22 protein-coding genes are annotated in these 26,884 nt (G+C 68.4%); 10 read left to right on the top strand and 12 right to left on the bottom strand.

The features are described from left to right. Positions 1-47 precede the first annotated feature (47 nt). The 3 genes from AC1Q7H_RS08465 to AC1Q7H_RS08455 are packed head-to-tail and all read right to left on the bottom strand — an operon-like array spanning position 48 to position 5,976. Positions 48-1,496 (bottom strand): short-chain fatty acid transporter, encoded by a 1,449-nt coding sequence (locus AC1Q7H_RS08465; RefSeq protein ID WP_013953906.1) that lies wholly within the window; start codon positions 1,494-1,496, stop codon positions 48-50. 31 nt (positions 1,497-1,527) lie between these two features. Beyond that, complete coding sequence (gene lhpI / locus AC1Q7H_RS08460) at positions 1,528-2,472, bottom strand: bifunctional Delta(1)-pyrroline-2-carboxylate/Delta(1)-piperideine-2-carboxylate reductase (RefSeq protein WP_492381118.1); 945 nt, start codon at positions 2,470-2,472, stop codon at positions 1,528-1,530. Positions 2,473-2,502: 30 nt separating this feature from the next. Then, on the bottom strand, positions 2,503-5,976 hold the full coding sequence (locus AC1Q7H_RS08455; protein WP_013953908.1) for a molybdopterin-dependent oxidoreductase: 3,474 nt from the start codon (positions 5,974-5,976) through the stop codon (positions 2,503-2,505). Between the two features lie 51 nt (positions 5,977-6,027). Between AC1Q7H_RS08455 and AC1Q7H_RS08450 the strand changes: the two genes are divergently transcribed. Next, positions 6,028-6,936, top strand: a complete 909-nt coding sequence (locus AC1Q7H_RS08450) for a LysR family transcriptional regulator (RefSeq protein ID WP_013953909.1) — start codon at positions 6,028-6,030, stop codon at positions 6,934-6,936. A 72-nt stretch (positions 6,937-7,008) separates the two neighbouring features. Here AC1Q7H_RS08450 and AC1Q7H_RS08445 read toward each other — a convergent pair whose 3' ends face one another. Both AC1Q7H_RS08445 and ytfE read right to left on the bottom strand, forming a co-directional pair. Further along, a complete protein-coding gene (locus tag AC1Q7H_RS08445) occupies positions 7,009-9,297 on the bottom strand; it encodes a nitric-oxide reductase large subunit (RefSeq protein WP_013953910.1) in 2,289 nt (762 codons plus the stop codon). Between the two features lie 34 nt (positions 9,298-9,331). Next, positions 9,332-10,048 (bottom strand): iron-sulfur cluster repair protein YtfE, encoded by a 717-nt coding sequence (gene ytfE / locus AC1Q7H_RS08440; RefSeq protein WP_013953911.1) that lies wholly within the window; start codon positions 10,046-10,048, stop codon positions 9,332-9,334. 150 nt (positions 10,049-10,198) lie between these two features. Here ytfE and norR point away from each other — a divergent pair, with 150 nt between their 5' ends. The 3 genes from norR (at position 10,199) to AC1Q7H_RS08425 (ending at position 14,124) form a co-directional block, all read left to right on the top strand. Further along, positions 10,199-11,764, top strand: coding sequence for a nitric oxide reductase transcriptional regulator NorR (norR, locus tag AC1Q7H_RS08435; protein ID WP_041228948.1), 1,566 nt, complete (start codon positions 10,199-10,201; stop codon positions 11,762-11,764). Positions 11,765-11,910: 146 nt separating this feature from the next. Beyond that, positions 11,911-12,339 carry a polyhydroxyalkanoate granule-associated phasin gene (locus AC1Q7H_RS08430; protein ID WP_013953913.1) on the top strand — a complete coding sequence of 143 codons (429 nt, stop codon included), beginning with the start codon at positions 11,911-11,913 and terminating at the stop codon, positions 12,337-12,339. Between the two features lie 210 nt (positions 12,340-12,549). Then, positions 12,550-14,124: a histidine kinase N-terminal 7TM domain-containing protein gene (locus AC1Q7H_RS08425; RefSeq protein ID WP_013953914.1), complete on the top strand. Its 1,575-nt coding sequence runs from the start codon at positions 12,550-12,552 to the stop codon at positions 14,122-14,124. A gap of 9 nt (positions 14,125-14,133) precedes the next feature. Here the strand turns inward: AC1Q7H_RS08425 and ubiT are convergent, their stop codons facing one another. Genes ubiT through ubiU form a run of 3 tightly spaced genes read right to left on the bottom strand, consistent with a single transcriptional unit; the run spans position 14,134 to position 16,621 of the window. Then, positions 14,134-14,598, bottom strand: a complete 465-nt coding sequence (gene ubiT / locus AC1Q7H_RS08420) for a ubiquinone anaerobic biosynthesis accessory factor UbiT (RefSeq protein ID WP_013953915.1) — start codon at positions 14,596-14,598, stop codon at positions 14,134-14,136. Further along, positions 14,595-15,527, bottom strand: coding sequence for a U32 family peptidase (locus tag AC1Q7H_RS08415; RefSeq protein ID WP_013953916.1), 933 nt, complete (start codon positions 15,525-15,527; stop codon positions 14,595-14,597). Before AC1Q7H_RS08415 ends, ubiT begins: the two co-directional genes overlap by 4 nt. A 47-nt stretch (positions 15,528-15,574) precedes the next feature. Further along, positions 15,575-16,621, bottom strand: a complete 1,047-nt coding sequence (ubiU, locus tag AC1Q7H_RS08410; protein ID WP_013953917.1) for a ubiquinone anaerobic biosynthesis protein UbiU — start codon at positions 16,619-16,621, stop codon at positions 15,575-15,577. 270 nt (positions 16,622-16,891) lie between these two features. Between ubiU and AC1Q7H_RS08405 the strand changes: the two genes are divergently transcribed. Then, positions 16,892-18,061, top strand: a complete 1,170-nt coding sequence (locus AC1Q7H_RS08405) for an NAD(P)H-dependent flavin oxidoreductase (protein WP_013953918.1) — start codon at positions 16,892-16,894, stop codon at positions 18,059-18,061. A gap of 94 nt (positions 18,062-18,155) precedes the next feature. Here AC1Q7H_RS08405 and AC1Q7H_RS08400 read toward each other — a convergent pair whose 3' ends face one another. After that, complete coding sequence (locus tag AC1Q7H_RS08400) at positions 18,156-19,550, bottom strand: hypothetical protein (RefSeq protein ID WP_211979451.1); 1,395 nt, start codon at positions 19,548-19,550, stop codon at positions 18,156-18,158. Positions 19,551-19,863: 313 nt separating this feature from the next. On the opposite strand from AC1Q7H_RS08400, the gene AC1Q7H_RS08395 reads away from it, so the two are divergent. The 4 genes from AC1Q7H_RS08395 to AC1Q7H_RS08380 all read left to right on the top strand — a co-directional run bounded on the left by AC1Q7H_RS08395 (position 19,864) and on the right by AC1Q7H_RS08380 (position 23,250). Further along, on the top strand, positions 19,864-21,888 hold the full coding sequence (locus tag AC1Q7H_RS08395; protein ID WP_153954120.1) for a type IV pili methyl-accepting chemotaxis transducer N-terminal domain-containing protein: 2,025 nt from the start codon (positions 19,864-19,866) through the stop codon (positions 21,886-21,888). Then, complete coding sequence (locus AC1Q7H_RS08390; protein ID WP_013953921.1) at positions 21,885-22,541, top strand: response regulator; 657 nt, start codon at positions 21,885-21,887, stop codon at positions 22,539-22,541. The genes AC1Q7H_RS08395 and AC1Q7H_RS08390 overlap by 4 nt, the downstream gene beginning before the upstream one ends. 200 nt (positions 22,542-22,741) lie before the next feature. After that, positions 22,742-22,900: a DUF3309 family protein gene (locus AC1Q7H_RS08385; protein ID WP_013953922.1), complete on the top strand. Its 159-nt coding sequence runs from the start codon at positions 22,742-22,744 to the stop codon at positions 22,898-22,900. Positions 22,901-23,061: 161 nt separating this feature from the next. Continuing rightward, positions 23,062-23,250: a DUF3008 family protein gene (locus AC1Q7H_RS08380; protein ID WP_010810654.1), complete on the top strand. Its 189-nt coding sequence runs from the start codon at positions 23,062-23,064 to the stop codon at positions 23,248-23,250. Between the two features lie 91 nt (positions 23,251-23,341). On the opposite strand, the gene AC1Q7H_RS08375 is transcribed toward AC1Q7H_RS08380, so the two are convergent. The 3 genes from AC1Q7H_RS08375 to AC1Q7H_RS08365 all read right to left on the bottom strand — a co-directional run bounded on the left by AC1Q7H_RS08375 (position 23,342) and on the right by AC1Q7H_RS08365 (position 25,481). Further along, positions 23,342-24,046: a ParB-like protein gene (locus tag AC1Q7H_RS08375; protein ID WP_041228731.1), complete on the bottom strand. Its 705-nt coding sequence runs from the start codon at positions 24,044-24,046 to the stop codon at positions 23,342-23,344. After that, complete coding sequence (locus AC1Q7H_RS08370; RefSeq protein WP_041228949.1) at positions 24,030-24,449, bottom strand: hypothetical protein; 420 nt, start codon at positions 24,447-24,449, stop codon at positions 24,030-24,032. The genes AC1Q7H_RS08375 and AC1Q7H_RS08370 overlap by 17 nt, the downstream gene beginning before the upstream one ends. Positions 24,450-24,623: 174 nt before the next feature. Continuing rightward, positions 24,624-25,481 (bottom strand): SDR family oxidoreductase, encoded by an 858-nt coding sequence (locus tag AC1Q7H_RS08365; RefSeq protein WP_492381117.1) that lies wholly within the window; start codon positions 25,479-25,481, stop codon positions 24,624-24,626. 343 nt (positions 25,482-25,824) lie between these two features. Here AC1Q7H_RS08365 and AC1Q7H_RS08360 point away from each other — a divergent pair, with 343 nt between their 5' ends. Beyond that, positions 25,825-26,877 carry a BON domain-containing protein gene (locus tag AC1Q7H_RS08360; RefSeq protein WP_013953927.1) on the top strand — a complete coding sequence of 351 codons (1,053 nt, stop codon included), beginning with the start codon at positions 25,825-25,827 and terminating at the stop codon, positions 26,875-26,877. Positions 26,878-26,884 lie beyond the last annotated feature (7 nt).

Raw genomic sequence — 26,884 nt, 5'->3', positions numbered from 1 at the left:
ATCGCAGGGCGACACCTCAGTCGCCCTGCCGACGTTCCTCCCGGGACTCAAGGCATGACCGGTGGATGGTAAGGCAGCGTCGTGGCGAACGCCCACAGCATCAGCAGCACCAGCGGCGTGTGCACCAGCAACTGCGTGAAGGTGAAGCCGACCACATCCTTGGCCCGGATCCCCAGCACGCCGAGCAGCGGCAGCATCCAGAAGGGATTGATCAGGTTCGGCAGCGCCTCGGCCGCGTTGTAGACCTGTACCGCCCATCCCAGGTGGACTTGCAGTTCATTGGCGGCCTGCATCACGTACGGAGCCTCGATGATCCACTTGCCGCCGCCCGACGGCACGAAGAACCCCAGCACGGCCGAATACACGCCCATGACCGCTGAGAACGATTCGGTGGTCGCCATCGTAACAAAGGCCGACGCGAGATGATGGGATAGCGTCGCACCGTCGACTCCGGTCGCCTTGGTGAGGATAAAGGCGATACCGCCATACAGCGGAAACTGGATCAGCACGCCTGAGGTCGACGGCACCGACCTGGCCACGGCGCGCAGGAAGCGCTTCGGGCGCCAGTTCAGCAACATGCCGAGAAGCAAGAACAGGAAGTTGTAGGTGTTCAGGTTGGAGATGGCGAGGATCGGGTCTTTTGCGGAAAACTCCTGGTAGAGCCAGCTTGCGCCCATCGCCACCAGCGCCAGCGTCAGTAGCGGGCTGTATTCCAGCCACTCGCCAGGGCGCGACGGCCACGCGACGCCGTCGTCGGCATCGTTCAGGTCTACACCCATATCGGCCGCGGTGCGGGCCCGCTCCCCGGTGGGCGCAGAAAAATATGCAATCAGCAGTGACGCGACAATCAGCACGACGGTCATCGCCATCGATTGCCACAGGAAGATCGTTTCAGCGAACGGGATCACCCCGGTGATATCCAGCAGCGACTTCGGCAGGCTGACAGGATTTGCCTGTAGCTGCGCGGCCGAGGAACTGAGCCCTAGCGCCCACGTTGCGCCCATCCCCAGATAGGCCGCCGCGCTCGCGGCCCGATAATCCACGCGCAAGCCCCCACGTCGGGCAATCGCGCGCACCAGCAAGCCGCTGAAGATCAGGCTGATGGCCCAGTTGAGCAGCGACGTCAGCAGGCTCACCAGCGCCACGAACGCGACTGCGCCGCGGGCCGTACGCGGCAGCGATGCCAGCCGCGCGATCAGCATCGACGCTGGCGGCGAGACCGCCACCACATAGCCGGCGATCGCCACCACCGCCATCTGCATCGTGAACGGGATCAGGCTCCAGAAGCCGTCACCGAATGCCTTCGCCACGGCCGGTGCCGACGCCCCGACCAGCATGGCGCCGAGCGCCACCACCACGACGGCGATCGCGGCAAAGATGTAGGAATCCGGAAACCAGCGCTCTGACCAGTTCGTCACCCGTACGGCCAGGCTCTCCAGGCCACCTTGCTGCGGCTTGCCGGCATCGGCAAATGCCATCCTCGTTGTCTCTTTCATGCTGAACTCCTTGGCAGTTTCCTTGATCGTTCTAGTTATTTGCCACGGCTTCGAAACACATCGCCGCGGCGGCAAGATCTTCCAGGGCGGTACCGACAGCCTTGAAGACCGTAATCTCATCGTCTGAAACTCTTCCTGCGTGCCGGGCCCGACAGAGACCGGCAAGGTCGCTACGGATATCTTCCCGGGCGATCACGCCGTTGCCGAGCGGGGACAGCAGGTCGCCGGCCTTGGTTGCCGCCTCGTCCGTATCGACAAATACAGAGGTGCCCGCAAAGCAAGCGTCATCGGTTTCACGCATCGCTGGCGTAAAGCCACCGATCAGGTCGACATGGGTGCCGGGACGAAGGTATTCGCGACGGATCAGCGGTTCGGTCGAAAGCGTCGCCGCGCTGATGACGTCCACGGCGCAGGTGTCCGTCTCGAGCCTGTCCACCACGTATGCGTCGAAGCCATCGCTGCAAAGCTGTTCGGCCAGCCGGCGGCCCTGAGCAGGGTTGATGTCCCACACCCCGACCCGCTCGATCTGCCGAACGCTGCGCCAGGCATACGGCACCAGGCTGGCCACCCGACCGGCGCCCAGCAAGAGCATGGATCTGGCGTCCTTGCGGCTCAGGAAGGATGCGCCGAGCGCCGACGCGGCCGCGGTGCGCCGGGACGTGATCTCGTTGCCGTCGATCAGCGCCAGTGGCTCGCCGGTCTCCACGCTGTAGAGGATGTAGGTCGAGAACAGTCCCGGCAGCGAGCGCGCGGAGTTGCCGGGATAGATCGAGACGGTCTTGACGCCAAGGTATCCCTGCGACGGGCCCCAGGCCGGCATCAGCAGCAGCGTCCCCTGCTGGCCCTGCGCGGTGGTGACGGTATGGTTATGCCGCAGCGGCACCTCGCAGCCAGAGGCAAACGCTTCCTTGAGTGCATCAACAAGCCGGTCAAAAGGGAGCGACGCGCGGGCGCTCTCTGCATCGATATTCAGCATGGCGTTATCGGGTCAGAAGTAGAAAGGGAGTCAGGCATCGATCACCAGGTCACTGGCCGGTACGGCCTGGCACGCGAGACAAATACCGGGGTCATCAGGTACCTCGCCTTGCAAGTGGTGCGCCGACCCGGAAACGATCCTGACGGCACAGCTTTCGCATTGCCCGACGCGGCATCCGCTGGGCAAGCGCACGCCACGCGCCTCGGCAAAGCCGAGCAGAGCGCCGTCCTCGGAACGCCATTGGTGGACGACCCCCGACTTGCGGAAATGCACCTGGAATGCCTGTCCGTGCTCGATCTTCGCGACAGCCGGAGAGCGAAAGATCTCCTTGTGGATATCGAAGTGCGGCACGCCTCTGGCGGCCATGCCCTCGGCGAAGGCAGTCATCATCGGGACCGGGCCGCACATGTAGATCAGCGGGCGCATGGCGAGCAGCGCTTGCGGGACCGCGTCGGCGGATACGCGCCCATGCACGTGGAAGTCGCGCCCCGCGATGTCCCCGTCAGCCGGCGCATCGTAGTAATTGATCACCGACAGCGTGGGAATCGCCGCTTCCAGTTCGCGAATCCTGCGCTTGAAGGCGTGCGTCGCACCGTTCTGGTTCGCATAGAGCAGCAGGATCCTGGGCGGCTCCGCCTGGCCGGCCAATGACTCCAGCAAGTTGATGAAAGGCGTGATGCCGATGCCGCCGGCAAGCAGCACAAGGGGCCGCGCGGTACGGGTCGGCATGACAAAGGTGCCGCCGGGCGCGCGCAGTTCGACAACGTCGCCGACTGCGAGCTGTTGGTTGATGAACGATGAGGCGCGGCCGGACACCAGTTCACCATTGGCGAGCCGCGCCACTGTCTGTCGCACCGAGATCGAATAGCACTGGCGGTCTGCCATGATCGCGGGTCCGGTCAGCGAGTAGGACCGGATCACCTCCTGCCCCCCGCCGCCGATGAACAACCGGATGGTCGCGTGCTGGCCCGGCAGAAAGTCGGGCAGGCGGCCGCCATCGGTGGGTGCCATGTACACCGATGTGACATCGGCGGCTTCCTTGCACAGCGCCACCACGCGGAACACGCGGAAGTCCTCCCACGGCCGGCGCCGGATATCGAAAGCGGTTTCGCGCTCGATGCTGCAGCGATAGGCGCGCAACGGCGACGAGCCGCTGACCGGATCCTGGCGCTGCGCGTCGATCAACCCGTTGAAGTTGACACTGTCCGCGCCACACACGGCGAGCGGTGCTTGCCCCATCGCGTCGCAGCGTTGCCACCAGCCGTACTCGCCCACCAGCACGGCGGGATGCAGGCCCGGATCGATGCGTGCCGTGAACAATGCACTGCCGCCCGGCGTCGAGATGCGCACGGGGTCGCCGCTGCGGATGTCCCGTGCCGCGGCGGCTTCCCTGGAGATATCCAGCCGCGGCAGCATCGCCTTGCGCCGCAAAGACGCGACACCGCGCTGCTGGCTATGGCAGTAGTAGCCATTCTTCGCCGACGTCAACAAATAGGGGAACGCAGATCGCGCGGCATCTCCCTGTTCAATCGAAGGTTCCTGGTAGCCGGGCAAAGGCGAATAGCCATGCGCCAGCAGCCCTTCGGAGTACAGCTCGACCAGGCCTGTCGGCGTATTGAAAGGCCTGGCGGATTTGCCCATGCGGTATTTCATCTCGGTGTCCTCGACCGGGATGCGAACCCCTTCTGGCTTGGCGCGTAGCGCTGCCACGGTCAGCCCCATCGGCGCGAGCATGTAGTCCCAGCCGGCTTCCAGGCTTGCGCCGAAGAATGCTTCCTGCAGCCCGATGCGCGCCGCCAGCGCAAACACAATCTCGTTGTCCGAACGCGCCTCGCCGCGCGGCGGGACCATGCGCTGACGCAGCTGCACCAACTTCTCAGCCTCGGCAGAAACCTCGAAGCCGATGCGCAGCCCCTCGCGTTCCCATGGCGTGCTCACGGGCAGCAGGATGTCCGCATACTTCGCGCTCGGATTTTCAAAGAGATCGCAATGCACGTAGAACGGCAGCGCGCGCAGTGCCCGCTCCCCCATTGCCACATCCGGCTGCGAGAGCAGCGGATTCGTGCCGAACGCGATCAGCGTCGTCACCGCATAGGGCTTCTTGTCGGTAATGGCGCGATACAGGTCGCGCGCGGTGATCCAGCCCTGCGCGGGCGGCCCCAGCGGGCGTTCTGACAATCCCAGGGCCTTGCGCCCCTGCTCCGGACTCAGCAGGTCCAGGCGGCTCACCGCATTGAACGGCGGCTTCTGGTAAATGCGGTTGCCACCGCGCCGGTCGAAGCTGCCCGTCAGGGCGTAGAGGCAGGCAATCGCACGCTCGGTCTGCGTGGCGTTCTCATGCTGCCCGACGCCGGACCAGGCGTGATAGGCAACGCGCCGTGCCGTGCCGATCATGCTCGCGGCATGGCGGATATCGCCCTCCGGAATCCACGTCAGCCGGGCCGCGCGATCGGCGGGATAGCGCGCGCATTCCGCCGCATAGAGCTCGAACGCCGGCTGGCACATCAGCATGGACTGGTCATGGCGATCGCCAACGGTCACCTCAAAGGTTCCGCGCAGCGCGATGCGGCCGGGAACATGGCACTGGCCGCCCGCCGGCACGGCCATGCGCTGGTGGGCGTCCCAGACGACAAAGGCGTCTGTCTGCCCGATACCGATGTCGCGCCCGCGCAGGAAGGCGCCATTGTCCTTGCGTACCAGCAGCGGACCGTTGGTCCATTGCCGCACGAAATCGATATCGAAGGCATTGGCCTCGATCAGCAGGTTGGCCAATGCCATGGCCAGCGCGGCATCGCTGCCAGGTTTCACACGCAGCCATTGATCGGCTTCTTCCGCCAGTCCGGTCTGCCGCGGGTCGACCACGATCAGCCTGGCGCCGGCGGCCCGTCCGGCGCCGATTGCCTCTGCCTGCGACAGCCACGTGTTGGCGGGATTGTGTCCCCACAGAAGAATCAGTTCGGCATTGCGGTAATCCGCCGTCGGCATCCCGCAGCCAAAGGTAAAGGCATGCGCGAAGTCCTTGTGCCAGTTGCAGATCTCGGTGGCGTAGCAGATGTTGGGGCTGCCGTAGAGGCGGACGAAACGCTCGATCCAGTCGATGCTGTCCGACAGCGCCGTGCCACTGGGTGTGGTCACGGCGAAGGCAACCGACTCCGCACCCAGCGTGGTGCGCGCCTCGATCAGGCGCGCCGCGATCTGATCGAGCGCCTCCTCCCATGAAATGCGCACCCACCCTGGATCCGCTGCGTCTTTTGGGTTCGTCCTGCGCATCGGATGCAACAGCCGCTCGGCGCTGTGCACGAGTTCGGGCGCTGCCTTTCCCTTGAGGCACATCGCCTTGCCCGTGGGGTGTTCGCCATCCGGGCGGACCGCAACGAGGGTGTCTCCGTTCACGACATTGATCGTTCCGCAGCGGGAACGACACAGCGTGCAAAACCCCTTCTTTTCGACTTCGCTCATCGCCACTTCCAGCAACTTGTATTTGTGCTGGATGCTAGCTAGCATGGGGCGATATAGCTAATTCATAGTTCTGACATTGCAATATCGGAAAAATCGATGCTCCCAACCTTGAAACAGATACAGCACTTTGTGGCGATTGCTGAGACGGGCCAGGTATCGAGAGCGGCGCAACGCTGCAATGTTTCGCAATCGTCCATGACCGCCTCACTCAAGGGATTGGAAGACGTCGTAGGCGCCCCGCTGTTCTCCCGGCACGCAGCCGGCGTAAAGCTGACCGCGGCCGGCATCCGCTTCCTGCGGCATGCCCAGCAGATCGAGGCTGCGGTACGGGATGCCGTCAGCGCTGCGGCGGTGACCCCCAGCACGGTGACAGGCGCCATCCGCCTCGGTGTCACCGAAACCATCACGGCGTACGTGCTGCCCAAGCTGCTGCCGGCGCTTGAACAAAAGTTTCCGCTACTCGAACTCGAAATCCTGGAAAGGCCTCGCGGCGATATCGAGGCCGATATCCAGGCCGGCAAGCTCGACCTGGCATTGCTGCTGGTTTCCAACCTGCCGGAGATGCATCACATCGGCTGCGAAACCCTGCTTCGATCGCCGCGGCAACTCTGGGGCCATCCTGACCATCCTCTGATGCAGCTCGAGCAGATTAGCCTGACGGACGTGGCGCGGCACGACTACATACTGCTCGACATGGACGAGCATATTGCCACCGTGATCAAGTACTGGAGGCAGTACGGGCTCACGCCGAGCGTCCGCCTGCAAAGCTGCTCGATCGAAGCCGTCCGCAGCCTGGTAGCGGCGGGACGCGGCGTCTCCATCCTGTCCGATCTGGTCTACCGGCTGTGGTCACTGGAGGGCCAGCGCATCCTGCGCCGCAGCCTTTCCGACCGGGTCCCATCCATGGACGTCGGCCTGATCTGGAGACTCGATCCAGGACCTGACGAGCACACGCATGCGCTGCGGGAGTTCCTGAGGATCGCGCTGCTGGAGACCATGCGTTAGACGTGTTGGCAAAAAAAGCAGCCCGCCGCGTACCCCCGGCGGGCCAAGCATTGCTTCTCGTTAAACCGGCCGTCAGCGCACCGCCGTCTTCATCCGCGCCGGCACCGCGTCCGCCGCCAGCGGCGTCCGATTCGCCAGCCCCAGCACCACCTGCCAGGCAAACGACACCGCGCCGACGATAAACACCACGTCGCCGAAGGTGCGCACCCAGCGCAGGGTCTGCAGGATGGGCTGCTGCATGAATTCCTCACTGCGCGCATACCAGGTGCCATGCTCCACGCTGGCCAGGAACTGGATGATGCCGATCGGCAGCAGGCTGGTGCCGATCATCAGCACCAGGCCGATGTTCAGCCCCCAGAAGGCGGTCTTCATCAGTGTTGGGCTGAGCCGGTAGGCCGGACGCACGTAGCGCAGCACCAGCAGCGTGAAGCCCAGCGCCAGGAACCCGTACACCCCGAACAGCGCGGCATGGGCGTGCACTGGCGTGGTGTTCTGCCCCTGGATGTAGTACAGCGCGATCGGCGGGTTGATCATGAAGCCGAACACCCCGGCGCCCAGCATGTTCCAGAACGCCACCGCGACAAAGCACATCAGCGGCCACTTCAGGTCTGCCATCCACGGCGCGCGCTGCTTCAGGCTCCAGTTCTCCCAGGCTTCATGGCCCAGCACGATCAGCGGCACCACTTCCAGCGCGCTGAATGCGGCGCCCACCGCCATCACTGGCGTCGTGGTGCCGGCAAAGTACAGGTGATGGAAGGTGCCGGGAATGCCTCCGAGCATGAACAGCGAGGCCGAGGCCAGGCTGGCGGCCGTTGCCATCGGGCGCGACACCAGGCCCAGCGTGGAGAAGATGAAGGCCAGCGCGGTGGTGGCAAAGACTTCGAAGAAGCCTTCCACCCACAGGTGCACCACCCACCAGCGCCAGTACTCCATCACCGTCAGGCTGGTACGTTCGCCGTAGGCCAGGCCCGCGCCGTAGAACAGGCCGATCGCCACCACCGACGAGGTCAGCAGCGCCAGCAGGTTGCGGTCGGTGCCGCGCGCGCGCAGCGCCGGCAGGATGCCGCGCATCATCAACACCAGCCAGATCAGGATGCCGGCGAACTTGCCGATCTGCCACAGCCGGCCCAGGTCGACATACTCATAGCCCTGGTGGCCCAGCCAGAAGTTCAGGTGGGCCGGCAGCTTCTGCGCGATCGCCAGGTAGTTGCCGGTGAACGATCCCACCACCACGACCACCAGTGCCCAGAACAGGATGTCCACGCCCAGGCGCTGGTACTTCGGGTCCTTACCGCCGTTGATCAGCGGCGCGAGGAACAGGCCCGCGGCCAGGAAGCCGGTGGCGATCCAGAACAGCGCGCTCTGGATATGCCAGGTTCGCACCAGTGCGTACGGGAACCACTGCGAGACGTCGATGCCGTAGAACTTCTGGCCCTCGACGGTGTAGTGCGCGGTAAAGCCGCCCAGCAACACCTGGAACACGAACAGCGCCACCACCAGGAACAGGTACTTGCCGAGCGCGCGCTGCGACGGCGTCAGCGCCACGGACAGCAGCGGATCGCGCGCCGGCGCCTGCGGCGGCGCATCTTCCTTGCCGCGCAGGAAGGCCCACGCCCATACCAGGAAGCCGACCCCGGCCAGCAGCACCACCACGCTGATCACCGACCACACCACGTTCTCGCTGGTGGGCTGGTTGCCGATCAGCGGTTCATGCGGCCAGTTGTTGGTGTAGGTGGCTTCGTGCCCCGGGCGCGCGGTCGATGCGGCCCACGCGGTCCAGAAGAAGAAGTGCGTGAGTTGTTCGCGACGCTCGGCGCTGGGCAGCGTGTTCTCCTTCATCGCGTAGTGCTCGCGCGTGGTGTGCAGCGCGGGCGCATCGGAGAAGAGCTTGTCGTAGTAGGCGGCTGTATTGGCAATGGCCTGCGCGCGGCGCTTCGACACAGTCAGTACCTTGGTGGCCGGATCGGCGGCATTGCCGCGGTACTCGGTGCGCAGCTGCTCGCGCAGCGCGGCCTGCGCCGGCGCGTCAAGTTGCGCATAGGGCCGGCCGTAGGCGTCCTGCGCGGCCAGCTCCAGCCACGCGGTCAGTTCGCGGTGCAGCCAGTCGGCGGTCCAGTCCGGCGCCTGGTAGGCGCCGTGGCCCCAGATGGAGCCAAGCTGCATGCCGCCCACGGACTGCCAGGCGGTCTGGCCGTCGAGGATCTCTTCACCGGTGAAGAGCGTGCGGCCCTCGGTCGTGACGACCTTGGCCGGCATTGGCGGGGCCTGCCGGTACACCTCGACGCCGTAGTAGCCGAGCAGGGAGAACGTGACCGCCAGCACGGCGATCAGCAGGAACCAGAGTCTGCGGTAGGAACCCATGATGCGAAGTCGTTGGTTATGGTGGCGGGAGGGCTCAGGCGTGCGTCGAGCAACCGCATCCGGTGGCTTGCGCGGCGGCGGGTGCCGTGGTGATCTCGAACAGCACGTTGTTTTCCAGGTGGATGTGTTCCATCAGGTCTTCGCGCAGCGTGCGCAGGCCCAGGTAGAGCGCGCGCCAGGTATTGCAGGCCGCGCGCGGCAGCGTGATGTCGTTGGTCAGCGCCGCCAGCCGCTGCAAGGCCACGCCGTGGTCGTCATGCTCGGCGCGCATCACCATGATCGGCCGGCCCGCGGCGGCATGCAGGCCGCGCGACAACATCGGGAACAGCACCTGCTCTTCCTTCTGCATATGCATTTCCAGCTCGCCCAGCATCTCGCTCAGGTGGTCGGCCAGGCCAAGCGGGCAATCGGGCCGGTCACCGTGCACCTGCTCTACGCGCCGCGCCAGGCGGATCAGCTCGGGCAACTGCTCGCGATGGCGCGCATGGAAGCGCGTGAGGATATGGTCGATCAGCTCGGCCGGCGCCGCCGTGTTCCAGTCCTGCGCCGACGGCCCGGTTTCGTCCTGCAGCGCACGCAGCCGGGCGTCGATGGTGCCGACGGCAGCCGCATCGAGACCCTTTTGCTGCGCGGCGTCGCGCAGGGTCTGCTTGCCCCCGCAGCAGAAGTCCAGCCCGTAGTCGTGGAAGATCCGGGTGGCACCGGGGATCAGACGGGCCAGTTGGCCAAGCGAGTGGTCCTGCAAAGTCATGATGGTTGCTCCGTGTCGAAGTTATGCCTGCATGACTTAGCGAGGAGCGTGCCTGAAAAAAACCTATCCGGATCAATGACTTGAAACAGTGATGGTGATTAATACCTTATACTTCTCGTGGTACTAATTACCCTGACGGTGTTTTTCACCATGCTACCGAGCGCGATGTATCCCGAGTTGCTGGCCGACCTTGTCACCGACCTGCCGCATGCGGTGCGCCTGCAGCGGCTGGTCAGCATGCTGCGCACGCATTTCCGCTGTGGCGCGGTGGCGCTGCTGCGGCTGGAGGAAGACCACCTGCGCCCCGTCGCGGTCGATGGCCTGGTGCGCGATGCGCTGGGCCGGCGCTTTGCAGTCGGCCTGCACCCGCGCCTGGCCGCCATCCTGGCGCGGCGCGGCGTGACCTGCTTTCATCACGACAGCGTGCTGCCCGATCCGTACGACGGCCTGATCGACGAGCACGTCGGCGAGCCGCTGCCGGTGCATGACTGCATGGGCACCAGCCTGGCCGTGGACGGCCAACCCTGGGGCGCGCTCACGCTGGACGCGCTGGCGATCGGCACCTTCGATGCGGCGGCCCAGGCCGAGCTGCAGCGGCTGACGGTGATCGTCGAAGCGGCCATCCGCACCACCCGGCTGGAAGGCGAGATCCGCGCGCTGCAGCTGGCGCGCGGCACGCCCGATGCCGACGAAGGCACGGCCCAGCATGGCGACATCGGCGGCGAGATCATCGGTCAGAGCGAGGCCATCGCCAACCTGCTGCATGAGCTGGAAGTGGTGGCCGATACCGACCTGCCGGTGCTGCTGCTGGGCGAGACCGGCGTGGGCAAGGAGCTGTTCGCGCACCGCCTGCACCGCCAGTCGCGCCGGCGCGCGCAGCCGCTGGTGCATGTCAACTGCGCGGCGCTGCCGGAGTCGCTGGCTGAAAGCGAGCTGTTCGGCCACGCGCGCGGCGCCTTCTCCGGCGCGACCGGCGAGCGCCCGGGGCGCTTCGAGGCCGCCGACGGCGGCACCCTCTTCCTCGATGAAGTCGGCGAACTGCCGCTGGCGATCCAGGCCAAGCTGCTGCGCACGCTGCAGAACGGCGAGATCCAGCGGCTGGGCTCGGACCGCCCGCGCCGCGTCAACGTGCGCGTGATCGCCGCCACCAACCGCAACCTGCGCGAGCATGTGCGCGACGGCTCGTTCCGCGCCGACCTGTACCACCGCCTGTCGGTCTACCCGATCCCGATCCCGCCGCTGCGCGAGCGCGGCAACGACGTGCTGCTGCTGGCCGGGCGCTTCCTGGAGCTGAACCGCGCGCGCCTGGGGCTGCGCAGCCTGCGGCTGTCAGGTGGTGCGCAGGATGCGCTGCGCAGCTACCGCTGGCCCGGCAACGTGCGCGAGCTGGAACACGTGATCAGCCGCGCGGCGCTGCGTGCCGTCAGCCGCGGCGCGGGCCGCAACGACATCGTGACGCTGGAGCCTGAACTGCTCGATCTCTACGGACTGGATGTGCCCGCGGCACACCATGCCGGCGCCGGCATGGCCAGCGCGTTCGCCGCCCCGGCACTTGCCGCAGGCATCACCCTGCGCGACGCGGTGGAACAAACCCAGCGCGCCTGCATCGAACAGGCACTGACGGACCAGGGCGGCAATTGGGCGCAGGCAGCGCGCCAGCTGGGTATCGATGCCAGCAACCTGCACAAGCTGGCCAAGCGGCTGGGGTGCAAGTGATTAACACACTCGGGTGCCAGGATGCCGGCATGGCGATGCGCGCCGTTACCGCATAAGCTAGTCCGGGTGCAGCCCGCATCGCGGCATCGCCGTGTGCAGCAACTGCCGCCCCGCTGCGCGCACGCCCACCACCGGAGGTTCCCGTGATGATGACCGCAACGCAAGTCTTCTGGCCGCTCGGCTTCTGGCCGTTTCCCACCTTCTACTCCGGCGCGCACCAGTTTGAGGCCATGCAAGCCGACCTGTCGGACAACTGGCGCCGCATGGCCGAGCTCAACCTGGACTTCGCCCGCACCATGTATGAAGAACTCCAGTTCGATGCCATGGGCCCGATCCTCGCGCCGGAGCCAGAGGCCTTCTACGCGCGCGAGATTGCCTGCGAGCTGCCGCTGATCGGCGGCCCGCTGCACTATGCGTCGGCCATGCTGGAGCTGTGCGCTCGGGCCCAGCAGAAGTGGATCGATGGCTGGGGCCACCTGTTGACTCAGGGCCTGATGCCTGACTGGCAAGGCATGCAAAGGGACGTCACCGATATCCCGTTCTGGCTGGTCCGCGAAACCCCGCGGCCGGCATGACCCGGCCACCCCCGCCTTGCCCCGTCGCGGCGATCATCGCGATCGATTCGCTCGACGCCAGGTAGCGGGGCGCCCCGCGTCCCTTGCCTGCCAGCTGTTGCATCGGCGCACCCACAGCCAAGCCAGCCGCGCAGCCCGGTATCATGCTGGCTGACGAGATCGCGGATCGCCGGAACCAACGCCCGGGTCTCGGGACGCGCTCCGCCCTCAATGCCCTCATATTCCCTGGTTCTCCTGCTTACCGTCGCCGTGGTTGCCTGCATCGGCATGGCCATCGCCACCTGGCCGCGGCGCGACGATCCGACCGTCCAGGCGTTCCTGGTGCTGGCATTCGGCGCGGCGACCTGGAGCGGCGGCCGCCTGCTCGAGATCAGCGCCACCGACCTGGAAGGGCGCATCCTGTGGGCCAAGATCCAGTACCTCGGGATCGTCGCCGTGCCGATCGGCTGGCTGGTGGCGATGGTGCACCTGAGCCGCCCGCGCTATGTGGTGCCCTGGTCCAGGCTGTGGCTGCCCGTGCTGGTGGCCGTCGTCACCGTGGTGATGGTCTTCACCAACGAGCGCCACCGGCTGATCTGGCCGCGCATCACGCTGATGCCTCCCGGCGTATTGCCCGGCGCGGTGTTCGACCATGGCATCGGCTATGCCGCAGTGGCCGTCTGGTCATACCTGCTGCTGGGGGTGAGCCTGTATTTCCTGGTCACGGCCGAAGTGCCCAACGGGGCCTTGTCGCGCCGGGGCCGCGCCATCCTGGCGTCGGGCCTGGCCCTGCCCCTGGTTGCCAATGTCGCCTACCTCAACCGCTGGACCGGGCCGCTGGGCGGGGACCTGACGCCGGCGACGTTCTCGCTGATGGCGGCGCTGGTCTGGTTCTGCGCGCTGCGCACGCACCTTGACGATATCGGCCACTACGCCCGCCTGCGGGTGTTCGATGCCCTCAGCGAAGGCTGCGTGATCGTCGACAGCCATGGTGTCATCGTCGAATTCAATCCGGCCGCGGCGCAGCTCTGGCCGGCCCTGCGCCGCGGCGACCTCCTGCCCTCCGGCTGGGAAGCCGCGCTGCAGCACTCGCCTGCCGACACTGCCAGCCACGCGGCCACGCCTTTCGTGCCGCCGGGCGCGCCCTTCGAGCTTACCGTGGAAGGGGTTGCCCGACTGGACGGCAGGCAGATCGGCAGCCTGCTGTTCCTGCGCGACATCAGCCGCTTCCAGTCGCGTGAGCTGGCCCTGACCGCGCGGCTCGGCCAGACCGAAGAGCAGTTGTGGCAGGTGCAGGCCGACCTGGACATCGACGCCCTGACCGGCATCCGCAACCGGCGCTACTTCCAGCGCGAGTCGATCGCGGCCGTGACCCGGGCGTGCGAGCGCAACCAGGCGCTGGGCCTGCTGATCCTGGATGTGGACCAGTTCAAGCAATACAACGACCTGCATGGCCACGTGGCCGGCGACGACTGCCTGCGGCAGATTGCCGGCGCGCTGACCCGCACGCTGTCCGGCGAGCAGTTCTGCGCCCGGCTGGGCGGCGAGGAATTCGCGGCGGTGCTGCCCGGCGCCACGCGCGACGAGACCCGTGACGTGGCGCGCCGCATGGTGGCGGTTGTGCGCGATCTCCGCATCGCGCACAACGGCACGCCGGTGCAGCCGGTGGTCACCATCAGCGTGGGCGCGGTCTGCACCGTGCCGGAAGCGCCGCGGCTGGAGCCGCTGCTGCACCGCGCCGACAGCGCGATGTACCGGGCCAAGCGCGCGGGACGCAACCGCTTCATGCTGGACGGCGACGCCTGAGCGCCACGGCTACGACGCCGCACCGGCCCGCCCCACGGTGGCCCCGTGCAGGGCCACCAGCCGCGCCGCGGCCTGGCTGACCCATGCGGGCCGCGGCGCGGCATCGAGCCAGTATTTGACCTCCAGGCCCAGCGCGGTATCGCCGCTGATCACCAGCCGGCGCTGGAAGAACAGCGTGTCGGTATCGGCCTCGCCGCCCAGCAGGCGCAGGTAGTCGACCGCGCAGGCGCGCAGCGTCAGTTCAGGCTCGGCGTCCGCTGCAGCGGCGCGAAAGCACCCGCCTTCGCAGCGGAACGGCACGGCCAGCCCAAGGTCCTGCACCGTCAGCAGGAAGGCGTGCCCGTCCAGTGCGGCCGGCGGCTCCAGCCATCCCGCGCGGCGCGCCAGCTCCAGCGCCGCCACCAGCGGCAACGCCCGCGCACGGGCGGGCATGCGCCGGTGCACGCCCGCGATCAGCTTGTGCAGCGCGCTCATGCCCGGGCCTCCCAGGCGATGCCCGCGCTGCCGTGCCAGTAGCCGTTGCACGGCTGGGCGCCGGCCGGCGTGATGCCGCTGGCAGCGGGTGCCTGTTCACCTGCACGAATCGCCGCGAGCTGTTGCACCACCTGCAGCGTGCCGGATGAATGCGGGCTCACGCGCAGCATCCCCACCCCCATCCGCGCCATCGCCAGCGCCTCCGCGCACAGGTCCAGGCAGGTGGCGCTCTGCGTCTGCACGCCGTTGAGCGTGAAGAACGCCTGCCCTTCGCCGGTGGCGGCCACCAGGCCGTCGGGATAGTCCATGCAGCGGAACTCGCAACTGTCCTTGCGCAGCCGATGGTGGCGCGCGGTAAAGCAGCGCGCCGAGAATGCCAGCGGCAGGCGGCCCCAGACAAAGGCTTCCAAACGCATGCCAGTGGGGCGCGCGGCTGCCAGCGCGGCCAGCGTGCCGCCGTCCATCTCCACCGGCGCGACGCAGCCGGCCGCGCCCAGCCCGGCCAGCCACGCCAGCGTATCGGCGTGGTAGACATTGAGGTGGGGGCCGCCGACAAAGGGCCGCCCTGCCATGCAGCGCACCGCGCCAAGGTCGTTGGCCTCGACCAGGTAGTCGTCCTGCGCGCAGGCGCGGCGCATCCAGGCGATATCGGTGTCGGACTCCACCAGCACCGGCGTCGACAGCACCACCTCCTTGCCGGCATCGCGCAGCATCTGCGCAATCTCCAGCCATTGCGCATGGCGGACTTCATGGCGGCGCGTGCAGACGGTCTCGCCGAGGTAGACGCGGTCGACCGGCGCATCGGCGACCGACGCATAGAACTGCATCACGGCCTCGCGCGGCCAGTAGTACAGCAGCGGGCCCAGGGCGATGCCGAAGTCTGGCATCGCTACGGCTTGCGGCATCGCGGCCGCGGCAATCTCTGGCATGGGAAGCTCCGTCATGGCCGGTTCAACGCAGATCGATGTCATGGGTGTCACCGCCATGGCCGGTCGTAGGCGCCTTGCGTGACCTGGTCGCCTTCGGCATGGCGCCCCAGCGTGCTCTGCCACTCTTGCCGCGGCACGAAGCGCGCCGGATCGGCGCAGGCGGCGTCGATGGCCGCGCGCAGCACGCCGACCACATCGCCCACATAGCGCGGGCTGCGCTGCCGGCCTTCGATCTTGATGGCGGCGATGCCCATGTCGATCAGCGCCGGCAGCAGCGACAGCGCATTGAGGCTGGTCGGCTCTTCCAGCACGTAGCCGCGCTCGCCCTCCACCTCGAAGCGGCCCTTGCACAGCGTGGGATAGCCGGCCGGCTCGCCCGGCGCATAGCTGTCGATCAGGATGCCCGACAGGCGAGCCTGCATGGTGCCGTCCTGCTCGGTCCAGCGCACCGCGTGCGCGGGCGAGCAGACGCCCTTGTTGTTGGGCGAGTCGCCGGTGGCGTAGGACGACAGCAGGCAGCGCCCCTCGGCCATCACGCACAGGCTGCCGAAGCCGAACACCTCCAGCTCCACGCTGGTCTGGCGCGCCAGCTTGCCGATCTGCGCCAGCGACAGCACGCGCGGCAGCACCACGCGGCGGATATGGAAGCGCTCGCGCATCAGCTCGATGGCGTCGGCATGCGTGGCCGAGCCCTGCACCGACAGGTGCAGCCGCAACTCAGGATGGCGCTCGCACGCATAGCCCATCAGGCCGGCATCAGCCATGATGACCGCGTCGGCGCCAAGGTCCGCCGCCGCATCGACCGCGCGCTGCCATTGCGCCACCGCGCCCATCTGGGCGAAGGTGTTGATGGCGAACAGCACCTCGGCGCCGCACGCGTGCGCTTCGGCCACGCCGGTGCGGATGTCGGCCTCGGTAAAGTTCAGGCCGCCGAAGTTGCGCGCGTTGGTGGCATCGCGCAGGCCCAGGTAGACCGCGTCGGCGCCGTGCTGCAGCGCCATGCGCAGGGCCGCCAGCGAACCGGCGGGCGCAACAAGCTGGGGCCGGCGCGGCAGGCTTGCCGCGGCGGATGGGGCTGGGGAGGCAGGGGTCATCGGTGATGGCGCCGGCGGCGGCGCGAAGATGAAGACAGCGGCCGATGCTAGCCAAGCGCTTGCAGCAGGGGCTTGACCGCGCGCAAACCCACGCCAACGGCACACCGCCCGCGTTGGCCTATGCCGGTTGGCGTAGGCCGATGGCAGGCCACCACCGCGCGCTTGACCTGCGGCAAACGCCGGCGCGTGCCGCTGTGCCACGCTTGCCCGGTCATCCCCGCGGCTGGCCGCACGCCGGCCCCGCGCCCATCCTCTCCCGGAGACGTATTTATGAATCAACCCTGGCTCAAGCTGGCCGGCCGCCGCCTGCTGCCCATCGTGCAGGGCGGCATGGGCATCGGCATTTCGGCCCACCGGCTGGCCGGCGCCGTCGCGCGCGAGAACGGCGTCGGCACCATCGCCAGCATCGACCTGCGCCACCACCACCCCGACCTGATGGAACGCACCCGCGGCAGCCGTGACAAGCCCGCCATCGAAGCCGCCAACCTCGAGGCGCTGGATCGCGAGATCCGTGCCGCGCGCACGGCGTCCGAAGGCCGCGGGCTGATCGCCGTCAACGTGATGAAGGCGGTGGGCTCGCACGCCGCGCTGGTGCGGCAATCCTGCGAAAGCGGCGCCGATGCCATCGTCATGGGCGCCGGCCTGCCGCTGGACCTGCCCGAGCTGACCGCCAGCCACCCCAGGGTGGCGCTGATCCCGATCCTGTCCGAGGCACGCGGCATCGGCCTGGTGCTGCGCCGCTGGATGAAGAAGGGCCGGCTGCCCGATGCCATCGTGGTCGAACACCCGGCGCATGCGGGCGGCCACCTGGGCGCGGCCACCATCCAGGACTTGTCGGAGCCGCGTTTCTCGTTTTCGCGCGTGCTGGCCGAATGCCGCGAGCTGTTTGCGCAGCTGGGACTGGCCTGGGACAGCATTCCGCTGATCCTGGCCGGCGGCATCGACAGCCATGCCAAGGTGCGCCACTGGCTGGGCGAGGGCGCCGCCGCGGTGCAGCTGGGCACGGCCTTCGCCGTGACCGAGGAATGCGATGCCCACCCGGCCTTCAAACAGGTGCTGGCAACGGCGCGGCCCGAGACCCTGCGCGAGTTCACCAGCGTAGCCGGGCTGCCCGCGCGCGCGGTGCTGACGCCGTGGCTGTCGCGCTACCTGTCGAGCGAGTCGCGGCTGCAGCGCCGCGCCAAGCCGCGTGAATGCCTGGAGGGCTTCGACTGCCTGCAGGCGTGCGGGCTGCGCGACGGCATTGCCCGCATCGGCCAGTTCTGCATCGACCTGAAGCTGGCGCAGGCCGTGCGCGGCGACGTGGAGCGCGGCCTGTTCTTCCGCGGCCGGGGTGCGCTGCCCTTCGGCGAGGCGATCCGGCCGGTGGCGGAGCTGATGCACTACCTGTTGACCGGGGAAAAGCCTGCGGGGCTGACTCAAACCCCGACACCAGCCTGACGCATGCCTGTTGTGCGTGCCGTGCCCAACGCCGCGCGAACAAGGCTCCCCTCGCCCGCTTGCGGGAGAGGGGTGGGGGAGAGGGCCGGAGTGTCTACGAAGTGAGGCGCGTCGGTGTGCCAGCGCCTGCCCTCTCCCCCGGCCCCTCTCCAGCAGGCGGGAGAGGGGAGCAAACCGGCAGCATGGGAACCTTGTCTGCAATGCGCGGCGGTAATCCGCCGCGCTTCTTCATCTCCCGCATGCACCGCAACGCTCCCAGCAGCTGCCACCCCAGCCACGCATTGGCGCCCGCCAGCAGCAGGCCGCCAGCGCGGGCCAGCGGCGCCGGCGCCAGCGGTACCGCCAGCAGCAGCACGTAGGCCGCCAGCAGCAGCCATGCCTGCCGCCGTTGCCGGCCCGGCACGATGATGGCCTGCATGGCCGGCACCCGCGCGCGCGGCGGCAGCAGCCGGCGCAGGTGCAGCCAGGCCAGGAACGGCACGATCTTGCCGAGCATGGCCGTGACCGGCAGCACGCCCACGCCGACCAGCGCCATGGTCCCGGCCCACCATGCCAGCGGCAGCCCGGCGGCGGGCAGCACGACTGCCGCCGCCCCCAGCAGCGCCGCACCCATCATGCTGGCGCATGCTACCGGCCAGAGCAGCCACAGTGGATCATGGCGCCGCCGCGCGCACAGGGTGCCGGCCAGCCCGCATGCTCCCACCACCGCCAAGAACGCCAGCCACGCGAGCAGCACGCCATGCGCCAGTGCCCGGTGATCCGGCCACAGCATTGCCGCGGCGCTGAACAGCGCCAGCGGCAACCAGTGCGCCATGGGCAGCCAGCGCCCGATCGCCGCCGGCAGGCGCGGCGCCTGCCAGAACATCGGCAGCACGGTGGTGGCCACGCCGGTCACAAGCGCGGCCAGCCAGCCGCCCAGCGCCCACGCCATATGCAGGCCAAGCCAGCGCGCCACCGGCACGTGCCACCAGCCGCCGAAGGCGCCGGCCAGCACCATGCCGCATAGCACCGCGACCATCAGCGGCGCGCCGATGCCGGCAAGGGTGCGCGTGGTGGCATCCACTGCGGCCACGCGCCGGCCAGCAGCCAGCAGAATGGCCCCGGCCAGCAACAGGATCACGGCCACGGCCACCGCCGCCTGCATCGCCACAGGTTCGCCGCCGAGCAGCCCAATGCCCAGGGCGGTGGCCACGCCCGCGCCTGCCGCGGCCATGCACGGCGCAAGCAGCCCCGCACCCGGCACGGCCACGCCGGCCACCACCGGCATCATCTGGAACAGCGCGCCCACCATGACCGGCAGCAGCATGCCCAGCGCCAGCACATGCACCGCCACCAGCGCCAGTGGCGCAAAGCGGTCCGGCAAGCCGTCGGGCGGACCGGCGGCAAGCAAGACGCCCGCCGCGGCGCCAAGCCACGGCGCCGGCATCAGGCAGCCGAACACCACGGCCAGGCGCGGGGCGCGTTCGTAGTCGAAACTGGCTGCCTTCAAGAGCTTCTCCCATCAATGTTGACCGGATGCTAGGCCAGGGCAGGTCGTGGGGATTTGACCGCAGCCAAGTTTGACGGCATATCCCCGCCCCATGCGGCGGATCGATATATCACGACGTGACAGGTCTGGTGGGATCCGCCGATGCGCCGCCGACCGCACATACACTGCACCAAAGCCGGACTTTCTTGATCTGGCGCAGGAAGCCCCGTCTGCTACGCAGGGAAAATGGCTTCCACTGCCAGCGCACAGTCATGCACGCGCCGGCCGCCGGGCCAACACCCGGCTTCCCCGACTGGTAGCCCCCGATACCGCCATGTTCCGAACCGATCCTCCAGCCGCCAGCGCCACGGCGGCCTCCGGCGCTGCCGGCCTGCCGGCGCTGCGCGACCGCCTCTCCACCCGCATCATCTCGCTCTCGCTGGCCGTGCTGCTGGTGGTGCTGGGCATGATTGCCGGCACGCTGTGGCTGTCATGGAAGCTGGAAGGCGCGGGTGCCGCCATCAATGACGCCGGCAGCCTGCGCATGCGCGCCAACCGCGTGGCGATCGAACTGACGCTGGCACAGGCGCGCCAGGACAATGCACTGGCCGAACAGGTGCAGGCGCTGGACGCCACGCTGGCCCTGCTCAGGAAAGGCGACGCAGCGCGCCCGCTGTTCCTGCCGGACGAACCCGCCATTCATGCGCAGATGGCCCGCGTCACGCAGGACTGGCAACAACGGCTGCGCCCGCTGGCAGTGGCCGGAGCGGGCAACGACGCTGCGCCGGCACGCTATATCGCCGCACTGCCCGGCTTCGTCGCGCAGGCCGATCGCCTGGTCGGCATGATCGAGCATGACAGCGCGCGCAAGACCGACTGGCTGCGCGTGTCGCAGATCGCGCTGGCGGCAATGGCGTGCGTGGGCACCGTGGCCGTGATCTACCTGCTCTACCTGTGGATCATCCTGCCGGTGCTGCGGCTGCAGGACGGCCTGCGGCGCATGGCGGCGCGCGAGTTCTCGCTGCGCCTGCCGGTGGAAAGCCGCGACGAGTTCGGCACCCTCAGCGAAGGCTTCAACCGCATGGCCGGCGAACTGCAGGGGCTGTACCACGACCTGGAGACGCGCGTGGCGCAGAAGACCGCCGAGCTGGAACGCCAGAACCGCGACCTCGAGACGCTCTACGACATGGCCGCCTTCCTGAACCAGGCCGCCGATGCCGAGGCCATGGCGCGCGGCTTCCTGGAGCGCGTGATGCGCCAGTTCGATGCCGATGGCGGCAGCGTGCGCGTGCTGGACAGCCGCCACGGCAGGATGCACCTGCTGGCAGCCGCAGGCCTGCCGGCCGCGCTGGCCGAATCCGAATCCTGCGCGGCGGCCAACGCCTGCCATTGTGGCGACGCCACGCGCGAGGCCGTGGTCGCCATCGTCGACCTGCGCGCGGCGCAGCGCCAGGGCGCCGCCGCGGATGCCACGCCCTGCAGCCGCAACGGCTTCCAGTCGCTGGCGGCCTTCCGCATCGAAAGCCAGCGCGGCGCCACCGGCGTGTTCGCGCTGCACTTCCGCACGCCGCGCGCGCTGCCCCCGTCAGACCGCCAGATGCTGGAAACACTGGGCCAGCACCTTGGCACCGCGCTGGAACACCTGCGCCTGTCCGCGACCGCGCGCCAGCTGGCGGTGGTGGAAGAGCGCAACCTGGTAGCGCAGGGCCTGCACGACAGCATTGCCCAGGGCCTGAACTACCTGAACCTGCAGGTGCAACTGCTGGACGCCGCGGTCGAGCGCGACGACCTGGCCGAGACCCGCGAGATCGTGCCGATGCTGCGCCACGGCGTGGAAGAGAGCTACCAGGACGTGCGCGAACTGCTGAACAACTTCCGCTCGCGGCTCGGCACCGGCGAGCTGCGCCCGGCGGTGGAAGAGACCGTAGGCCGCTTTCGCCGCCAATGCCGCACCGAGGCCACGCTCTCCATTGACGAGAGCGGCGGCGCCTGGCCGTTGGCGCCGGAGCAGCAGCTGCAGGTGCTGTTCATCCTGCAGGAGGCGCTCTCCAATGTGCGCAAGCACGCCATGGCGGCACACGTGGCGGTGGCGCTCAGCCACGGCCGCGATTTCCGCCTGGTGGTGCAGGACGACGGCGAGGGCTTCGATCCGGAGGAACTTGCCACGCGCGCCGAAGCGCATATCGGCCTGAACATCATGCGCGAGCGCGCGGCGCGGCTGGGGGCGCAGCTGCACGTGCAGGCCCGCCCCGGCCACGGCGTTCGCATCGAACTGGTGCTGCCCGCCGGCCGCGCTTCCGGCGCCCGCAAGCTCGCCGACACCCGCCCCGCCCCCACGACCACCGAGACCCAGCCATGACCATCCGCATCCTGCTGATCGACGACCACACCTTGTTCCGCTCCGGCATCCGCGCGCTGCTGCAGCGGCAGGCCGACTTCGAGATCGTCGACGAAGCCGCCGACGGCGTGGAAGGCATCAAGCGCGCCAAGCAGCACCGCCCCGACGTGATCCTGCTGGACCTGAACATGCCCGGCCTGTCCGGCCTGGAGGCCCTGCAGCTGCTGGTGGAGGACCTGCCGCAGACCGCCGTGATCGTGCTGACCGTGTCGGAAGAAGCCGAGGAACTGGCCACCGCGCTGCGCGGCGGTGCGCGCGGCTACCTGATCAAGAATATCGAGACCGAGGCGCTGATCGCCGGCATCCGCCGTGCCGCGGCCGGCGAGCCGGTCATCTCCGACAGCATGACCGCCAAGCTGGTGGCCCAGTTCCGCGCTCCCGCACCGGTGGCCGCGGCGCGCCAGGACGAAGCGCCACGGCTGACCGCGCGCGAGCGCGAGATCGTGCAGGGCCTGGCGCGCGGCGAAAGCAACAAGGAGATCGCGCGCGACCTGGGCGTGGCGGAAAGCACGGTGAAGATCCACGTGCAGAACATCCTCAAGAAGCTGAACCTGGCCAGCCGCGTGCAGGTGGCCGTCTATGCCGTCGAGCACGGGCTGAACGCAGCGTGCTGAACGCGGCGCGGCGTCCGCCACGACAGCCCTGCATGTGCCCCCCGCGCCCCAGCGTCGTCCGATTCCTACACCGATATCAGCCCTAGTCCGGGGGGATGCCGGCGCCCCCTGATCTAGGTTGAACAGTAAGCAGTTGGTTCTCCGAGGCCACCCGGTCCGGAAGCCCCCGGCTTGCCAGATCCACAAACAAGGAGCACGCCATGGGAATCGGCACCATCCTCCTGATCATTCTTGTCCTGCTGCTGCTCGGCGCGCTGCCGGCCTGGCCCTACAGCTCCGGCTGGGGCTACTGGCCTAGCGGCGGCCTGGGCCTGATCGTCCTGATCGTGGTGCTGCTCGTGGTGCTTGGCCGGATCTAGTGTTTCCCGGCCAGCCTGCGGGCGATGCACGCCGGCACGCGCACGCAGCGGCGCCGGCGCGGGGCGACCCTTGTCGCTGCCGCGCCGGCGCCCTATAACGAAGCGCGGGCGTGTGTCACCGCATCGCCCGGTTCCTTCCCCCCTTTCGCAAGGAGACTCAGATGCCAGCAAAATCCAAGGCGCAACAACAGGCCGCGGGAGCGGCGCTCTCCGCAAAGCGCGGCGAAAAGAAGGCCGGATCGCTCAAGGGACCTTCCCGCTCAATGTATAAGTCGATGAGCGAGAAGGAACTCGACAAGATGGCTTCGACCAAGACCAAGGGCATGCCGAAGCACAAGTCAGACAGTTGATCTGGAACCAGCGTCAGCAATGCTGCCGGTTTGCTCCTCTCTCCTGCTTGCGGGAGAAGGGAGCACCCAAGCGGTTTGCCAGACTGGCTGATTATCCGGCACCGCCCTTCTTTCCCCCGACCCTCCCCCTCACCGGCCCGCCGCAATAGCCCGGCAGCCGTCTTGCGCGGGCGCTGCGCGCCAGCCGGATCGACTCCGTCAGCGCCAGCCCGAATCCCGCAACACTGCCCAGGTCCTCTTCCACCCGCTCGCGCAGGAAGCGGACCCAGGAGAAGTCGCCAGCCGCGCTGCCAGGCTTGCGGTAGGCCCCGGCCTCGCGCGCAAAGGCCGCCAGGCTGCGATAGGGATCGTCGCGCATGCCCCGCACAGTGGGCGGCAGTGCCTTCGGGCCCAGCAGCCTGCCGTGCTCGTCATAGGGATGGACATGGCCGAGACGGCGCATCCGTTTCCAGAACGCAGACGGGCTCAGGCGGCTGAAGTCATGCAGCACGCGCACGGGTGCCCGCTCGTAGCCGAGATCCAGCCATGCCCGCGCCCAGTGATGGTGATCGATGATATAGAGGCCGCCGCCCGGCCCGGCGACGGTCTTGATGCGATGGCGGCGCATGAAGCGCCGCAGCGCCGCGTGGTCGTCCGGGTCCGCGTGGCGCTGCGTGACGTCCATCTTGTAGCTGACGTGCGCATAGCCCAGCGTCAGCTGGGTCGGGCGCAGGCGAGCCAGTTCGGCAACGGCCTTGCTGCGCGGCGCGCGGTGTTCCGCGCTGTCGGCAGCGCGGCGCTCAGTCGTGCTCGGCACGCTTCTGGTCAACGAAGTGCTCAAGCTCGCTGCCCGGGTCTTCGTTGCCGGTGCTCTCTTCGGCAATCGCTTCGCGTGTGAGCGGGCGCGGCCAGTATTCGCCCTCACCGTCATGTACGGGCTCGCCGTGGCGGGCGGGATTGAAATCCGTCCACTGGCCGCATTCCCAGTTGCCTTGCGCACGTTCCAGTCCGCTCGCACCGGCCTCGCGCAGCACGTCCACGGCGACGGAACCGAGGCCGTTGTTGACGCACGCCGCCAGCATGACGCGGTCCGGCGCAGTGTCCGGCCCCACCGACATGATGGATACGTCCCACACGGAGAAGCCGCGCGAGAACAGGGTCCGTGCCACGTCTTCGGCGCTGGCAATCGAATCGAAACGTCCGGCTACGATCGCTGACATGATGACTGACTCCCATGAGATAGTGGCGATGGTCATGACTGCTGCCATCCACATTGCAAGAGCCACGCCCGCGCCCGCTGTGCGTCACGCCGCGCGCACGGCCTGCATGGCGCGCACGCCGGCGTGCAATATTTGCAAAGGCGGCCCCGGAACTACATGCCTTGCCCTGGCGCCTCAGCCGTTGACGACCTCGCCGCCGTTGATGTGCAGGATCTGCCCGGTGATGTAGCTGGCCGCGTCGGAGGCCAGGAACACAAAGCCCGCCGCCACCTCGAATGGTTGTCCCGGGCGGCCCATCGGCGTCTTCCTGCCAAACTCGGCCACTTCTTCCGCCGTGAAGGTCGACGGGATCAGCGGCGTCCAGATCGGGCCCGGTGCGACGCCGTTGACACGGATGCCGCGCTCGACCACCTGCAGCGCCAGGGAACGCGTGAACGACACGATCGCACCCTTGGTGGCGGAGTAATCCAGCAGGTGCTTGCTGCCGCGATACGCGGTCACCGAGGTTGTGTTCAGGATCGACGCGCCCGCCTTCAGGTGCGGCAGCACCGCGCGCGTCAGGTGGAACATCGCGAACACATTGGTGCGGAAGGTGGCCTCCACCTGGCTGGGGTCGACTTCTTCCAGCGAGGCCTTGGGGTGTTGCTCGGCGGCATTGTTGACCAGGATGTCGAGCTTGCCGTACTGCTGCAACGCCTGCCGCGCCACGGCCTCGGCATGCGCGTGGTCGGCGAGGTCTCCCGCGATTGCCAGGCATTTGCGGCCTGCCGCCTCGACCAGCTCGACGGTCTCTCGCGCATCGGCATGCTCATCGAGATAGGCGATGGCGACATCGGCGCCTTCACGCGCAAAGGCCACCGCAATGGCCCGCCCGATGCCGCTGTCGCCGCCGGTGATCAGCGCCACGCGCCCGCGCAGCCGGCCGCTGCCGACATAGTCCTCGGCACCACTGTCCGGCTGCGGCCGCATGGCGGCCTCCAGGCTCGGCTGGCGTGGCTGGTGCTGGGGCGGGATGCTGGTCGGTGTGGACATGGCTGGCTCCTGTCTGCGTGGCCGCATTACGGCCCTTGCAGGTGCCGCGCAAGTTCCATGCCGCAAGCGGCGAGCCCACGCCGCGCCGCAGTTCGCGCGTCGTGGCCACGGCCCGCCGCCATGGCCGGCACGCCGCCCGCAAACCTTACATCGCCCGGCAATCCTTACAGCGCGCCATGCGCGACAGCCAGCATGGCCTCGCCCGCGCACCGGGGCACGGATATTGCGGCCATTGCAGGCATGAACGTCACCGGCCCGGCGTGCCTGCGGCAGTTGCCGCACCGGCCTGCCGCACCAGGCAGTGCGGCGGAGGACGCCCGGGCCCCACAGCCAGGAGGCAACCATGTTCAACTTCCGTAACGAGCGCAGCCGCAGCGGCCCCCGCAGCGGCACCGAAACGCAGCGCCGCGAGCGCGGCCCGGCGCAACGGATGCGCGACCAGGACCAGGGCCGCGGCTCGGAGGACTGGGGACAGGAATGGGGTGAGGACTGGCGCGGCGACAGCAGCAGCCAATCCGCTCCGGCGGGCCGCGACAGCGAGTCCGCGCGCCATGGCGGGCCGTGGTACCAGCAGGACACGCCTGCCGGCCAGCGCCGCGGTAGTTGGGGCGAACAGGGCTATGGCGCGGCCGACACAGGCGGCACCGGCCATCCGTACAGCAGCGGCTACGGTGGCTACCGGCCGGCCCCGCAGGACAGCGGCTACCGCAGCGAAGAACGCGAATCGGGCTATGGCTACCGCGATGAAGACCGCTTCGGCCCGCGCGGACGCCGCAGCGAAGCGGACGACCCGCGCCGGCCTGGCCGTGCCTGGCACGGTGAAGAAGACTGGGGTGAACGCGGCGGCCGCGCCATGCACTGGCGCGAAGGCATGGAACGCGACCGCGCGCAGCGCGCCGGCCAGCCCAGCTATGGCGGCGGCTACTTTGGCGACGCCGGCAGCGGTGGCCAGTCGTACAGCGGCGGCCAGCGTGTGTACCCGGATGATCCGGGCTACCGGCGCTACGCGCCTTATGCAGCGCAAGCGGGAGCGCCAGGCGGCCAGCGCGGGCGCCGTCCGGTTGGCCCCAAGGGCTACCGCCGCACCGATGAGCGCGTACGCGAGGATGTGTGCGAACGCCTGGCGATGAACCCGTATGTCGATGTCGGCGACGTCAGCGTGGAAGTGGCCAACGGCGTGGTGACGCTGGACGGCACCGTGCGCGAGCGCCGCGAGAAATACGTGATCGAGGACATTGCCGATGCTGTGTTCGGCGTCACCGAGGTGGACAATCGCCTGCGCGTACAGCGCCAGCCAGGCGCCGCGTGGGCGGCCGGCTCAGAGGTCGGCGGCGACGATGCCGCCGGCACGGCGGCTCCGGGGACCTCGCCCGAGCGCACGCTGAACAAGAGCTGATGCGCCC

The sequence above is a fragment of the Cupriavidus sp. GW823-FHT06D04 genome (genome assembly GCF_058795055.1).
The sequence above is the reverse complement of the archived record's forward strand: the minus strand, read 5'-3'. Positions and strand labels throughout refer to the sequence as shown.